Source organism: Microbacterium sp. A8/3-1 (assembly GCF_040267695.1).
GTDB lineage: Bacteria > Actinomycetota > Actinomycetes > Actinomycetales > Microbacteriaceae > Microbacterium > Microbacterium luteolum.
Map to the genome: position 1 here is coordinate 3,453,319 of NZ_CP158357.1, position 13,940 is coordinate 3,467,258.

The 13,940-nt window shown below is 69.7% G+C and carries 14 protein-coding genes; 7 read left to right on the forward strand and 7 right to left on the reverse strand.

Annotated elements, in window-relative coordinates:
- The first annotated feature begins 94 nt into the window (after nt 1-94).
- From ABS642_RS16895 to ABS642_RS16910, 4 genes are all read left to right on the forward strand, one after another.
- Nucleotides 95-730 carry a dihydrofolate reductase family protein gene (locus ABS642_RS16895; protein ID WP_350351028.1) on the forward strand — a complete coding sequence of 212 codons (636 nt, stop codon included), beginning with the start codon at nt 95-97 and terminating at the stop codon, nt 728-730.
- A 155-nt stretch (nt 731-885) separates the two neighbouring features.
- Entirely contained in the window at nt 886-2,907 is a 2,022-nt protein-coding gene (locus tag ABS642_RS16900) for a carboxypeptidase-like regulatory domain-containing protein (RefSeq protein WP_350351029.1), read from the forward strand.
- 59 nt (nt 2,908-2,966) lie between these two features.
- Entirely contained in the window at nt 2,967-3,434 is a 468-nt protein-coding gene (locus tag ABS642_RS16905) for an XRE family transcriptional regulator (protein ID WP_282215695.1), read from the forward strand.
- Nucleotides 3,431-3,838, forward strand: coding sequence for an antitoxin (locus ABS642_RS16910; RefSeq protein ID WP_350351030.1), 408 nt, complete (start codon nt 3,431-3,433; stop codon nt 3,836-3,838). Before ABS642_RS16905 ends, ABS642_RS16910 begins: the two co-directional genes overlap by 4 nt.
- 13 nt (nt 3,839-3,851) lie before the next feature.
- On the opposite strand, the gene ABS642_RS16915 is transcribed toward ABS642_RS16910, so the two are convergent.
- Genes ABS642_RS16915 through ABS642_RS16930 form a run of 4 tightly spaced genes read right to left on the reverse strand, consistent with a single transcriptional unit; the run spans nt 3,852 to nt 8,180 of the window.
- Nucleotides 3,852-4,655: a Cof-type HAD-IIB family hydrolase gene (locus ABS642_RS16915; protein WP_350351031.1), complete on the reverse strand. Its 804-nt coding sequence runs from the start codon at nt 4,653-4,655 to the stop codon at nt 3,852-3,854.
- Nucleotides 4,656-4,704: 49 nt separating this feature from the next.
- Entirely contained in the window at nt 4,705-5,550 is an 846-nt protein-coding gene (locus ABS642_RS16920; protein ID WP_282215698.1) for an exodeoxyribonuclease III, read from the reverse strand.
- 9 nt (nt 5,551-5,559) lie between these two features.
- A complete protein-coding gene (locus tag ABS642_RS16925) occupies nt 5,560-7,752 on the reverse strand; it encodes a malate synthase G (RefSeq protein ID WP_350351032.1) in 2,193 nt (730 codons plus the stop codon).
- Complete coding sequence (locus ABS642_RS16930) at nt 7,749-8,180, reverse strand: heme-binding protein (protein WP_282215700.1); 432 nt, start codon at nt 8,178-8,180, stop codon at nt 7,749-7,751. Before ABS642_RS16930 ends, ABS642_RS16925 begins: the two co-directional genes overlap by 4 nt.
- 113 nt (nt 8,181-8,293) lie before the next feature.
- Here ABS642_RS16930 and pyrE point away from each other — a divergent pair, with 113 nt between their 5' ends.
- Entirely contained in the window at nt 8,294-8,854 is a 561-nt protein-coding gene (gene pyrE, locus ABS642_RS16935; protein WP_136057453.1) for an orotate phosphoribosyltransferase, read from the forward strand.
- Entirely contained in the window at nt 8,851-9,753 is a 903-nt protein-coding gene (locus ABS642_RS16940) for an ROK family protein (RefSeq protein WP_350351033.1), read from the forward strand. The genes pyrE and ABS642_RS16940 overlap by 4 nt, the downstream gene beginning before the upstream one ends.
- Here the strand turns inward: ABS642_RS16940 and ABS642_RS16945 are convergent.
- From ABS642_RS16945 to ABS642_RS16955, 3 genes are all read right to left on the reverse strand, one after another.
- Nucleotides 9,750-10,025, reverse strand: a complete 276-nt coding sequence (locus tag ABS642_RS16945) for a hypothetical protein (RefSeq protein WP_350351034.1) — start codon at nt 10,023-10,025, stop codon at nt 9,750-9,752. The two genes, ABS642_RS16940 and ABS642_RS16945, sit on opposite strands and share 4 nt — an antisense overlap.
- A 142-nt stretch (nt 10,026-10,167) precedes the next feature.
- On the reverse strand, nt 10,168-11,313 hold the full coding sequence (locus ABS642_RS16950; protein WP_350351035.1) for a hypothetical protein: 1,146 nt from the start codon (nt 11,311-11,313) through the stop codon (nt 10,168-10,170).
- Entirely contained in the window at nt 11,310-12,212 is a 903-nt protein-coding gene (locus tag ABS642_RS16955; RefSeq protein WP_282215704.1) for a MurR/RpiR family transcriptional regulator, read from the reverse strand. Before ABS642_RS16955 ends, ABS642_RS16950 begins: the two co-directional genes overlap by 4 nt.
- A gap of 168 nt (nt 12,213-12,380) precedes the next feature.
- Between ABS642_RS16955 and ABS642_RS16960 the strand changes: the two genes are divergently transcribed.
- Nucleotides 12,381-13,928, forward strand: a complete 1,548-nt coding sequence (locus tag ABS642_RS16960; RefSeq protein WP_282215705.1) for an ABC transporter substrate-binding protein — start codon at nt 12,381-12,383, stop codon at nt 13,926-13,928.
- The last annotated feature ends 12 nt before the right edge of the window (nt 13,929-13,940 follow it).

A 13,940-nucleotide genomic window follows, 5' to 3' on the forward strand; every position in this document is an offset into this window, starting at 1 on the left:
GGCGGATCCGGTAAGCCCATCGACAGTGCGACCGAGGGTGCGTAGCGTTCGTCTCGGAGTCCTGATTCGCCGCACCGACAGTACGGAGCACGACATGAGCACGGCAGCATCCGGTCGCATCCTGATCGACCTCTTCATGACTCTCGACGGTGTCGCGCAGGGGCCGGGTGGCACCGACGAGGACACCTCGGGCGGCTTCCGGTTCAGCGGCTGGCAGGCCGGACACCCCTCGTCGGGCGTCGGGCCCGAGGTCGAGAAGGGCATGCGGCAGCTCGACGCGCTGCTGCTCGGCCGACGCACCTACGACATCTTCGCGTCGTACTGGCCGCACCACACCGAGGGTGAATCCGGTGAGATCGGCACGCTCTTCAACCGCGTGCCCAAGTATGTGGCGACACGGGATGCCGGCTTCGCGCTCGACTGGGAGGGCAGCGCTCGCGTCGGCAACGACCTCGCCGCGGAGATCGCCGCCATGCGCGAGAACCACCGCGAGGTGCACGTCATCGGCAGCGTCGACTTCGTGCACACCCTGCTCGCCGAAGGGCTGTTCGACGAGTTGAACCTCTGGGTGTACCCGATCCTCCTTGGCGCCGGCAAGAAGGTATTCGACGACGGTGCACTGCCTTCGGTCCTTGAGCTGCTCGAGCCGGCGAAGACCGACGACGGCGGCGTGACGCTGCTGCGCTACGGGCGCACGGAGAAGGTGCCGGAGGTCGGGACGTACGAGTGAGAGGCTCCGCTCCAGTTCGTCCGGCGAATCGACTATTCCCTTCCTCCGCCGGCATCCTCTAGATTCGATCCGTTGCCGCATTTTCGGCAGAGGTACGAGGGCCGAGCGGGACAGCGTGAACGTTGCGCGCACGACCTCCTTCACGGGGTGGGACGATGACGCGACGACGCGGGACGATGCGGGCGATACTCGGCGGAATGGCGGCGTTCGCGCTCGCCCTGGGCGGTGCGACGACCGCGGCTGCGGCCGATCCGGAGACGACGACGATCACCGGGACGGTGACATCGGCGGCGGACGGATCACCGGTCACGGCGGCGAGCGTCTTCGTCAACAGCGAGGACTTCTCGCAGAACGGGTTCGCTTTCGTGGAAGCCGATGGCACGTATCGGGTCGAGGGGCTGCCCGCGGGTGAGTACACCGTCCGCTTCGACACCTCGGACACGGACTTCGTCACCGAGTACTGGGATGGTGCGACGAACCGGAACAGCGCGCAGCGGATCACTGCTGTCGGCGGCGAGACCATCTCAGGCATCGACGCCACCCTGGATCTCGGTGGGGCGATCACCGGCGTGGTGACGCGCGAGAGCGACGGATCGCCGATCGCCGGCGCGCTGGTGCACGCGAACACCGGAACGCTGGTGGGCACTCCCGGACTCGCGACGACGGACTCCGAGGGCCGGTACCGCTTCGCGGGCCTGATTCCCGGCAGCTACACCGTGGCCTTCGCGTCGCCGGACGGCTCGCTCGCATCCGAATACTGGGACGGCGCTCGCGACTCCTTCAGTGCGACGCGCGTGCAGGTCACTTCGGGGGGCGAGGTCGCCGGCATCGACGCCTCCCTCGTCGGGATGGGCACGGTCAGCGGACAGGTGACTCTCGCCGCGGATGGGTCGCCGGTCGCCGGAACAGTCCAGTTCTCCAGCCCCGGCTCCATCGCCATCCCGACGTCCGTCTCGATCAACCCGGATGGCACCTACACGGCTGCCGTCCCCGCGGGTGCCTACCTGGTGCGCTTCGCCCCGTCGGGCGGACGTGCGATCGCGGAGTACTGGGAGGACGCGACCGCGGAGACAGACGCCACGCCGATCACCGTGACTGCCGGTCAGGCGCTCACGGGGATCGATGCAGAACTCGACAGTGCCGCGGCGATCACCGGCACGGTGAGCGTGCTGGGCGTGCCGTCCGGCGACGCGTACGTCGAGGTCTTCCGCGACGGTCTGTACGTCACCATGGCGTACACCGCGGACGACGGGTCGTTCGTGGTGCAGGCCCCCGCCGGCACCTACACGCTGCGGGCCACGGCGAACGTGTACGAGCAGATCTACGCCCCCGAGTACTTCGACGGTGTCGCCTCGGCCGCCGAGGCCACCCCGATCACCCTCACCGCGGGCGCGGACCGCGCGGGCGTGGACTTCGACCTGTCGCTCGGCGGTGACATCCAGGGATCGGTCACCGCAGACGGCGCGGGCGGCTACACGACGGTCACGGCGTACCTCCTCGGCGACGACGCCTGGAACGAGATCACATTCCTCGGCACGGAAGGCGACTTCTCGTTCGCCGGGTACCTCGAGCCCGGCACCGTCGGCGGGTCCCTGCCGGCCGGCACGTACACGCTGCGGTTCGAGAAGGAGGGCTACTGCACGCAGTACTACGGCGGGGCGTCCTCGCTGGACGACGCGGAGACTTTCGAGGTCGCGGCGGGACAGGTGGTCACGGGGATCGATGCGACGATGACGGTCGATTGCCCTGCCGTGAAGCCGAAGCTCACACTTTCGTCCGGCACGGTGCAGGCCGGAGGCAGCATCGCCGTCTCGGGAACCGGCTTCACGCCCGACCAGGAGATCACGTTCGAACTCCACTCGGACCCGATCGTGCTCGGCACGCTGACGGCTGACGCGGGAGGCGTGCTGAAGGGCTCGTTCACGATCCCGGCCAGCGCTCCGGCCGGCACCCACACGCTGGTCGCGCTTTCCGGGACCACCGTGATTTCGAGCGCAACGCTCACTGTCACGGCAGCGGGTGCGGGTGGTACCGGATCCGGTTCTGCTGGCGCGGGAGGCGCTGCCGGCGCCCTCGCCACTACGGGATCGGACGCGCCGGTCGTCGCGGCGACCGCTGCGCTCCTGCTGCTGTTCGCCGGCCTGACGCTGGTTCGTCGCCGTCGCGCGAAGGCCTGAGAGAGGACATGTGATTCCTCGACCGCTCTGCCGCCGATCGGATATATCATCGTCGAATAATGAAGACCTTCGACACGGCGGATGCTGGCGCGCTTCTCCTCGACGCACGCCGCGATGCGGCGTTGACGCAGGCGAAGCTCGCTGAACTCGCGGCGACGAGCCAGCCGAGCATCGCGGCGATCGAGCGAGGCAAGCGTCAGCCCTCTGCGGAGCTGCTGGAGCGGATCCTGCGCGCGGCGGACTACCGGCCGGGTATCGCCCTGGCGCGGTTCGATGCGCCGATCAGGCGCCTCGGCGCGCAGTACGGCATCTCGAACATCCGAGTGTTCGGGTCCGTCTCGCGGGGATCCGATCACTACGGGTCGGACATCGATCTGCTCGTCGACGTGGAACCGAATCGTTCGTACTTCGACATCGGAGGATTCGTCGCCGATGTCGAGGCGCTGACGGGGTTCCCCGTCGACATCGTGGTCGACGGCCCGAGCCGCCCGGCGTTCCTCACCGACGATCAGCTGGTGCCTCTGTGAGCGACCAGCCTGACGATGGGGCTCCGCGTTTCCCGCGATCGTCCCGTGGCGAGCTGGAGGTCGATCGGCGCGAGAGCGCACGCGCCAGATTCCTCGACAGCCTCGAAGACATCGACAGCTATCTGGCTGTAGCGAGGCGTGGGGGACCAGACGAGTTCGAGCCGCGCACTGCGCGCTACGCGGCGGCGAGTCTGGCGATCGTGCGTGTGGCGTCCCTGTTCGAGAACGACGACTTCGCTGTCTACCTGGACAGCGTGCCCGACGGTGCACGTCGGGGCGTCATCGCCACCCGCAACATCGTGGCTCATGCGGGCTACGTCGCCATGGATGACCAGCTGTTCTGGCGGACGATCGACGTCGACCTGCCGCCACTTCTCGAACGTCTGCGTGACGCCGAGCACTGAGGTCGCGCGGGCCTCAGCCGAGCATCCGCTCGATCACCTGCGCCACCCCGTCGTCGTCGTTCGACGCGGTCGTCTCGTCGGCGGCGTCCTGCACGACGGCCTCTGCTCCGGCCATCGCGACGCCGTGCCCTGCCCAGCGGAGCATCTCGACGTCGTTGAGCGCATCGCCGAACGCCACGACGTCGGCGCGGTCGATGCCGAGGTGCGCGCACAGGCGGGCGAGACCCGTGGCCTTCGTGACGCCCTCGGCCATGACCTCGACGAACGGCGCACCCGACAGCGTCGCCTCGAAACCGGTGAGGCCGAGGGAGCGCAGGGAGTCGAACAGCGCGGCGGGGGCGAGCTCCGGATGCCGGATCACGAACTTCAGGCTCGGCGCGTCCAGCACCTGCTCCAGCGGCACGCCGCCCATCGTCTTCGGGTCGCGCTTGTGGTCGGAGAGGTCGGCGATCTCGGCGTAGCCGTGCTGCGCCACGAACGTCTCCCCGGCATCGCGCACGCTCGCGAACAGCAGACCGGGGATGCTGGCGCGCAGCGCCTCGGCGAGCGTGCGGATCGTGTCGGCGGGGAGCTCCTCGGCGAACAGCATCCGTCCGTCGGTCAGGTGCACGGCATACGCCCCGTTGCTGCAGAGCGCCCACCCGTCGAACGCCGCATCGGCCGCGATCGCGCGCAGGCCGATCGGCTGGCGTGCGGTCACCGGAACGACGTGGATGCCGCGCTCACGGGCCGCATCCAGCGCCGCGCGCGTGCGCGGGGAGACGTGGGATGACGAATCGAGAAGTGTGCCGTCGAGGTCGGTGGCGATCAGGCGCATTTCGTCATGGCGTTTCGTCTCGCTTCGCTCGCTCAACGACCGTGCGGCGTCAGGAGAAGATCATCGGCAGGTCGTCGTCGTCTTCGGCCTTGCCGAGATCGAGGTCGACCACGACGGGCACATGGTCGCTGGGCTGCTCGCCCTTGCGCTCGTTGCGGTGGATCGAGGCGCCGGTGACGGCATCGGCGAACGTGCGCGAACCGAGCACGAAGTCGATGCGGATGCCCTCATTGCGCGGGAACTTGAGCCGCTGGTAGTCCCAGTACGTGTACCCCTCGGGGAGGAGCGGGCGCACGACGTCGGTCACACCGGCGTCTTCGAACGCGAAGAAGGCGGCGCGCTCCGGCGGCGAGACGTGCGTGGAGCGGCCGACCACGATGTCGGGATCGCCGTTGTCGTGGTCGAAGGGGATGATGTTGAAGTCGCCGACCAGTGCGAGCGGCAGCTCGGGGTTCGCCGCGAGCTCGGCCGCGGTGGAGTTCCGCAGCGCCTCGAGCCAGTGCAGCTTGTACGCGAGGTGCGGATCGTCGAGCGAGCGTCCGTTCGGCACGTACAGGCTCCACACCCGCACGCCGTCGACCAGGACGCCCAGCGCGCGGGCCTCGAGCGGAGCATCCGGACCCTCATGGCCCTTCGCGAAGCCCGGCATCCCCTCGAACGCGGTGCGCACGTCGGTGATCGGCAGGCGGCTCGCGATCGCGACGCCGTTCCATTGATTCAGGCCGTGCACCTCGACGTGGTACCCGGCCTCTTCGAACGGGCCGTACGGGAACTGCTCCGGCTTGCACTTGATCTCCTGCATCGCCAGCACGTCGATGTCTTCGCGGACGGCGAATTCGACGGTGCGGGTGACGCGGGTGCGGATGGAGTTGACGTTCCAGGTGGCCAAGCGCATGCGACCAGCCTAGTTGCGGGCTCCGACAGCAGCCGCCTTCTCCGCCTTCTTCTCCCGGCGGAGGCCGTGCAGCAGCGGCTCGGTGTATCCGCTCGGCTGCGCCGCACCCTCGACGATCAGACGCCGGGCCGCGGTGTACGCGATTCCGGGCCGGCCGCCTTCGGGGAAGGCGAGCGGCTCGTACGCGGCGTCGCCGGCGTTCTGCGCGTCGACGACGGGCGCCAGACGGCGCAGGCTGTCGTCTATCTGCGCCTCGGTGATGACCCCGTGCTGGAGCCAGTTGGCCAGCAGCTGGCTGGAGATGCGCAGAGTCGCCCTGTCTTCCATGAGCCCGACGCCGCGGATGTCGGGCACCTTCGAGACGCCGATGCCCTGGTCGATCCACCGCACGACGTAGCCGAGGATCGACTGCACGTTGTTGTCGATCTCATCGGCGACGACCTCGGCCGTGAGGTCGCCGTCTCCGGCGAGTGGCGGCGTGAGCAGCACGTCCAGGGAGGTCTCGTCGACGGCGGGCAACGTCTCCCGCACGGCGAATGCATCGACCTGGTGGTAGTGCAGCGCGTGCAGGGTCGCCGCTGTCGGCGAGGGGACCCAGGCGGTGGATGCCCCGGACCGCACATGCGCGATCTTCTTCTCGAGCATGTCGTGCATGAGGTCGGGCTCCGCCCACATGCCCTTGCCGATCTGCGCGCGACCGCCGAGTCCGGCGGCGAGTCCGATCGCGACGTTGCGGGCCTCGTAGGCCGTCATGAACGGCTGTGCCTTGATCCCGGCCTTCGGCAGGAAGGGACCCGCATGCAGCGACGTGTGGATCTCGTCGCCCGTGCGGTCCAGGAATCCGGTGTTGATGAAGACGACGCGATCGGATGCTGCGGCGATGCACGCCGCGAGGTTCACCGAGGTGCGGCGCTCCTCATCCATGATCCCGATCTTCATGGTGCGCTCCGGCAGGCCGAGCAGCTGCTCCACGCGGCCGAAGAGCTCTGCCGTGAACGCAACCTCCTCCGGACCGTGCATCTTCGGCTTGACGATGTACATCGAGCCCGTGCGCGAGTTGCGTCCGCGGTTCGGCCCGTCCAGCTCGGGGAGGGCGCCGAGGGCTGTCATGATCGCGTCGAGCATCCCCTCGAAGGTCTGCTCGCCGTCGCGGTCGAGCACGGCGTCGGTGCGCATGAGGTGGCCGACGTTGCGGACGAAGAGGACCGCTCGTCCCGGCAGTGTCAGCTCGTCTCCGCCGGGCGTGCGGTAGGTGCGGTCGGGGGCGAGCTCGCGGAGGAACGTGCGTCCGGCCTTGGTGACGGATTCGGTGAGCGTGCCGTCCATGAACCCGCGCCAGTTGCGGTAGCCGAGGGCCTTGTCGTCGGCGTCGACGGCGGCGACCGAGTCCTCCAGATCGAGGATCGCGGTGAGAGCGGACTCGAGGAGGATGTCCTGCACGCCCGCCTCCTCGGTGCGCCCGATCGAGCCCTCGTGGTTGATCACGATCTCGGCGTGCAGGCCGTGGTGATGCAGCAGCACGGCGGTCGGGGCGGCGGCTTCTCCCGTGAAGCCGACGAAGCCCTCCGGGGTGGCGAGGCGGCGGTCGCCTCCGGGCGTCTGGACCGCGAGGCCGTCCGCGTCCACGCGGTAGCCCGTCGCGTCGCGGTGCGAACCCGCAGCCAGCGGGGCGATCTCGTCGAGCAGGTTCCGTCCGCGGGCGACGACCGCGGCGGCGCGGACCGGGTTGTGCTGGTCGCCGGGAGCCAGGTCGCCGGTCTGGTCGACGGCGTCGGTGCCGTACAGCGCGTCGTACAGGGAGCCCCAGCGGGCGTTGGCGGCGTTCAGCGCGAACCGGGCGTTCAGCAGCGGCACGACCAGCTGCGGGCCGGCCATCGTCGCGATCTCCGCGTCGACGTCCTCGGTCGTCACGGAGACGGCATCCGGAACCGGGACGAGATAGCCGATCTCGGTGAGCAGAGCCCGGTACGCGTCCCGATCGGGGGCGCCGGGGTTCGCGCGGTGGAAGTCGTCGATGCGCTGCTGCAGCTCGGCACGTCGCTGCAGCAGCTGCGCGTTCCGAGGACCGAGGTCGTGGATGATCGCACTGGCCTCGCGCCAGAAGGCCTCGGAGTCGCGCCCGGCGTCGGCGAGCGAGGCCTCGGCGAACTCGACGATCGGCGCGGCCACCGAGAGGTCTGCTCGGGTGAGATACGAGGTCATGCGGGCATTCCTTCTCTTCGGGCGCCGAGGCGCTGCAGGGTCTCGAGGGCGATCTCCGCATCCTGCACGGGCGTTCCTCCGGCCACACCCAGCCCGCCGACGTGCACGTCGCCGAAGAAGATCGGCACACCGCCGTCGACGGTCGTGAGGGTACCGCCGGTGGCGAGCGGCAGGGTGATGCTGAGCGCTTCCGGGATCATCCCGGTGCGACGACGAGTGGATGCCGAGGTCGCGGCCTTGCGGCGGCTGGTCTCGGCGCTGTGCGGGGTGGCTCCATCGGTCATGCCGTAGGCGATGAGCGTCATCGAGGGATCGGCGACGGCGACGACGGTCTTGACGCCGTGGCTCTCTCCCACCTCCATCGCGATGGCGACGGCGCGGACGGCCGTCTCGTAGTTGATCGCGGCGATCTGGCGGTGGGTAGACACGATGTCTCCTCTTCTCGATCTCAACTATTCACACAGCGAACGCTAACTTCCGTATGACGGAATCATATGCCACCCGGCTCGGCCGGTTCAACCGTGCTTCTACACTGGATGCCGTGACCGCACTCGACGCAGACCGCCAGACGCTTCTCGACCTGATCAAGGACGAGGCGGTGTTCCACGGCGACTTCACCCTCTCCAGCGGCAAGAAGGCGACGTACTACGTCGACATGCGCAAGCTCACCCTCGATCACCGGGCCGCTCCCGCGATCGGGCGCATCATGCTCGACCTCATCGGCGACCTCGACATCGTCGCCGTCGGCGGGCTCACGCTCGGCGCCGACCCGATCGCGAACTCGGTGCTGCACGCCTCGGTCGCCGCCGACCGCCCCCTCGACGCGTTCGTCGTGCGCAAGGAGCCGAAGGACCACGGCCGCGGCCGTCAGATCGAGGGTGCCGACGTCAAGGGCAAGCGCGTCGTCGTGCTGGAGGACACCTCCACGACCGGCCAGTCCGCCCTCAAGGCCGTGGAGGCCCTCCGTCGCGAAGGCGCCGAGATCGTCGCCGTCGCCGTCATCGTCGACCGCAAGACCGGCGCCCAGGCCGCGATCGAAGCCGAGGGCCTCGAGTGGCGTGCCGCCTTCGACCTCGACGACCTCGGACTCGACCCGCAGTGACGCGCTACGCCCTGGCCGTCGATGTGGGCGGCACGAAGATGGAGGCCGCGCTCGTCGGCGAAGACGGCGCGCTCGTCGTGGGCAGTCGCAGCAGGCAGGCGACCGGCCGCGAAGCGACCTTCGAGTCGCTGACCGCCGCCGTGCAGGCGATCGTCGCTCACGCGCTCGCCGCCCTGCCCGACGGTGCCGAGATCGTCGGCGCCGGAGCGGGAAGCGCCGGACCCATCGACCGCGTCGCAGGCGCGATCATGCCCGTGAACATGCCTCTGGCGCAGGGTTTCGGTCTGGCCGCGGCAGTGCGCGAGGCGGCGTCCGCCGGCGTGGGGCGCGAGGTGCCGACCGTGCTCGGGCACGACGGCGGAGCCCTCGCGCTCGCCGAATCGTGGCTCGGTGCCACGCAGGATGCCGGTGCGTCCCTGTCGATCGTCGTGTCGACGGGTGTGGGCGGCGGGTTCGTCGTGAACGGCGCCTACATCCCCGGTGCCACCGGCAATGCCGGCCATCTGGGCCAGGTGCGCCGTGAGGGCGGACTGACGCTCGAGGAGATCGCCTCCGGCCCCGCGAGTGCGGCCTGGGCGCAGCAGCAGGGCTGGAACGGCGCGACCGGCGAGGATCTCGCCCGGGATGCGGCAGCCGGCGTCGCTGTCGCGCGCGCCGCGATCGAGCGCTCGGCGAAGGCCGTCGGCGAGGCGCTGGCGGATGCCGCGACCCTCGTCGACCTCGACACGGTCGCCATCGGCGGGGGGTTCTCCCGCGTCTCCGACGACTACATCGACCTCGTGCAGCAGGCGCTCAGCGCGAGCGCCGCCCACGAATACTCGCGCAAGGCGCGCGTGGTGCGGTCGGGACTGGGCGACGAAGGTCCGCTCATCGGCGCTGCGGCCCTCGTCCTGCGCTAGCTGCTCGCGGTGACGAGGTGGCGGGGCGGTCCTTCGAGCCTCGCGATCGCGATCTTCACTCCGGTGACCTCGTCGGCCAGGGCGTCGATGCGGGCGCCGAGCTTCTCCTCGACGGAGTCGATGCGGGCGCTGAGCTTCTTGTCGACGGCGTCGATGCGCTCGTCGATGTGGCGCACCATCCAGGCGAAACCCGCGAACAGGCTCGCCCCGAGGGTCAGCACGATGCCGATCGCGCTGATGACGATCGTCAAGGTCTCTGCGGACACGTACACGCTCCCATTCTGCGGCTCAGGTTCGGGATACGCCAGCAGGTTATCGAAGAAACCAATATTCTCTGTGACCAGGAAAATACGTGTTCAGCGATGGTGGACGAAGTGACCATTGCGCCGCGCTGTGGAGGAGAAGTCGCGCCGGTCAGCTCGTCGTGGAGGTCCTCTGCCGCGCCCGTGCCGCGATCAGCACGAGCACCGGCACGACGGCGCACAGCGCGGCCGAGACGATCAGTGTCGTGCTCGATGCCGGGTCGCGGCCGATCAGCAGCACGAGGCTCGGGACAAACGTGCCGCCCACGGCTCCGCACGCCACCAGGGTGCCCGTCACGGCGGCGCTGCGCGCGGCGTCGAGACGGTCGAGTGCGAGTCCGAGGATGAGGCCGTAACTCGGAGCCAGGAGGACCACGGATGCCGCGAGGGCGACGAGTGCGCCCGCGGGCGCATCGTTCACCAGCAGCCCCGCGGCAGTCATCAGACAGGCGGCGCCGATGGTACCGACGGCGAGGATCGCGATCGGCGACACCGCGCGGCGTCGGAGCCCGGCGGCCCCGAACCGGCCGACGGCCATCAGCGCCCGGAAGGCGGAGGTCCCGAGGGCGGCGGCGGCAGGGTCGAGGGTGAGTGCTCGCGCCGGGATGACCGCCGACCATCCGGACAGCACGGTCTCGACGCCGACGTACAGCGGCAGGGCGATCGCGAACGGCAGAAGCGGGAGCAGCGCCCGCACCTCGCGTCGCGCAGGCGCATCGGACGCGGATGCCGACGGCTCGTGCCCTCCCGCGAGCAGGACGATGGTTCCGAGGGGGACGACGGCGAGGATGCTGAGCGCGGGCAGCGCCGCAGCTCCGGCGGCCACCGCGAGCGGCGTGAGCGCGGCGCAGACGGCCACGGTGCCCATGAGCGCGCTGAGCAGCCCGGTCGCGCTGCCGGTCGCCGCGGCTTTGGCGGCGACGGAACCCGCAGCCTCGACGAGCCCGAACCCGAGTCCTGCCAGCGCGGCCGCGGCGATGAAGAGCACGGGGTCGCCCGCCCATGCGGCGGCGACGAGCGCGACCGCCTGGAGCGCGCTGCCGAGGATCAGCGTCACTCGCGCAGGGCGCCGCACGAGCAGCGGTCCGGAGAGCAGCACGCCGACGAGGAGCCCGGCGAACAGCGCCGGCACGGCGGCGCTGAGCTCGGCCGACAGCATCCGCTCCGCCGACGGCAGCACCGCGGGGATGAACGCCGCGGTCACGCCGAGGCTCGCGAAGGCGGCGAAGAGCCCCGTGCGGTTGCGGCTGCTCGTCACGCGCCGCCCGCTCTGACGCGGTGCACGGCGGCGTAGGTGTCGCGCAGCGCCTCCATCGAGCGGTCGTAGTTCGACTGGGCGACGCCGATGAAGATGCAGTCGACGACCATGAGCTGGGCGATCCGGCTGCCGAGGGCCCCCGAACGGAACCCGGTCTCCCTGGCTGCCGTGGTGAGCACGATGTCGGCCTGGTCGGCGAGCGGGGCTCCGGCGTGGTTGGTGATCGCGATCGTGGTGGCTCCCGCGCGGCGGGCCAGCAGGAGGAACTCGATCGTGTCGGTTGTCGCGCCGCTGTGCGAGACTGCGATGGCGACGTTGCCGGGGCCGAGGGTGGCCGCCGACGTCCACGCGGCATGCGGATCGGACCAGTCCAGGGCGGTGCGGCCGATGCGGGTGAGCTTGCGCTGCAGGTCGAGCCCGACGATCGAGCTCGCGCCGACGCCGAAGATGTCGACCCTCGACGTGGAGTTGATCGCGTCGACGGTCGCGCGCAGCGCGTCGGTGTCGAGCACCTTGGCGGTGTCGGCCAGGGACAGGGTCTCGGCGAGCGACACCTTCGCGACGATGTCGGCGAGGGTGTCGTTGCGGTCGATGTCGCCGGAGACGTCGGGGAGGGCCGCGGTGTCGAAGGTCTCGCGCTCCACGTCGCGCAGGACGTGGTTGCGCAGCTCGCGCACGTGGTCGTAGCCGAGCCGCTTGCAGAAGCGCACGACGGAGGTGGTCGAGGTGTCGCACCGCTGCGCCAGCTCGGCGATGGACAGCCCTGCCGTCTCGGCGGGGCTCGCGAGGAAGAGATCGGCGATCCGCTGCTCGCTGGGGCGCAGCTCAGGGCGGATCGCGCGCATGCGCACGAGAACAGGGTGCCCGCCGGCGTCGTCGAGGGCGGCGTGATGGGGCATGGAGATCTCCGATCGATGTTTCATAACACTAGAGGAACTTCTGTTACATAAGAAGTGACTTTCGTGTACTTTTGGTACCACCAAGACCGACGATGTTCGCGGGCGAGCAGGCGCAAGCGCCTCCCCGACGCCACGGCGACGCGTCCCAGCCAGCAGGAGGAATCAGCAATGAGCACAGCACGGCGGGCGTCACTGGGCGCTCTCACCGCGACGGGCGCCATCTTGGCCCTCGTCATGACCGGGTGCTCCGCCCCGGCATCCGATCCGTCCCCCTCGGAGGGCACCGCAGGCGGCGATCTCGTCATCGGCGTCACCAGCGACCCCGACACCCTGTTCCCCTGGAAGGCCACGCAGTTCCAGGCCGTCAACGTGCTGCAGAACCTCTACGGCACCCTCACCGAGTTCGACGAGGAGCTCAACGTCGTCCCCGGGCTGGCCGAGTCCTGGGACGTCTCGGAGGACGGGCTCACCGTCACCCTCAAGCTTCGTGAGGGCGTGACCTTCGCCGATGGCAGCACGTTCGGATCCGAGGACGTGAAGTACTCGCTCGACGCGATCGCCCTCGAGGCCACCGCCGCCGTCGCACGCAGTTCGCTCGCGTCGGTCACGGCCGTCGAGGCGACCGACGAGTCGACCGTGACGCTCACGCTCAGCGCCCCCGACGCCGCGCTTCCCGCCAACCTCGCCGTGATCAACATGGCGATGCTCTCCTCGGACGACACCGAGGAGGCGCTGAACACCACGCCGAACGGCACCGGACCCTTCGTCCTCGAGGACCGTTCGCCGAGCCAGTCGCTCACGCTCGCGAAGAACGACGACTACTGGGGCGACACCGCGCTGCTCGACACGGTCGAGTTCCGCGTCATCCCCGACGAGTCCTCGATCGTCTCGGCGATGCAGTCCGGCAACGTCCAGCTCGCCGTGTTCGATGACCCGCTGGTCGCCCAGACCGCCGAGGGCGCGAACGTCGAGGTCGCGACGACCCCGCAGCTGAGCTACCACGCCCTGCAGCTGAACGCGACGCGCGGCGACCTCGCCGACGTCAACGTGCGTCTCGCCATCCAGTGCGCGATCGACCGTCAGGAAGTCCTCGACACCGCCGCCCTCGGCGAGGGCGAGGTCACCGGGCCGATCACGTCGCCGGCGTACAAGTCCGACCCCGATGCGCGCCCGTGCCCGGAGCGCGATCTCGACAAGGCGGCCGAGTACCTGAAGAAGGCGGGCAAGGAGGACGGCGTCACGATCAACGCGATCGTCTCGCAGGGCGAGTACGCCACCTCGGTGAACGAGGCCCAGAACCTCAAGGCCCAGCTCGCCGACGCCGACATCACCCTCGAGATCGAGGTGCTCGAGTCCGGCGCGTTCGTCGACCGCTGGATCGCCGCGGACTTCGATGCCGCGGTCGCCCTCAACGGCGGACGCCCCGACCCCGACGGCATGTACGGCCGGTACTTCACCAGCACCGGAAACCTGAACAAGGTCGCCGGCTACTCCTCGCCCGAGCTCGACGCGCTGTTCGCCGAGGGCCGTCAGACGGCGGATGCCGATGAGCGCAAGGACATCTACGCGCAGGTCTCCGAGAACCTCGAGGACAACGCCGCGTGGATCTGGCTGTTCACCAGCTACACCTACACCGCGACGGCGTCGTCCGTCGACGGCTTCGTTCCGATGGTGAACGGCTCGCTCCAGTACCTGCGGACGACCTCCATCAAGTAGCGGACGGATGCG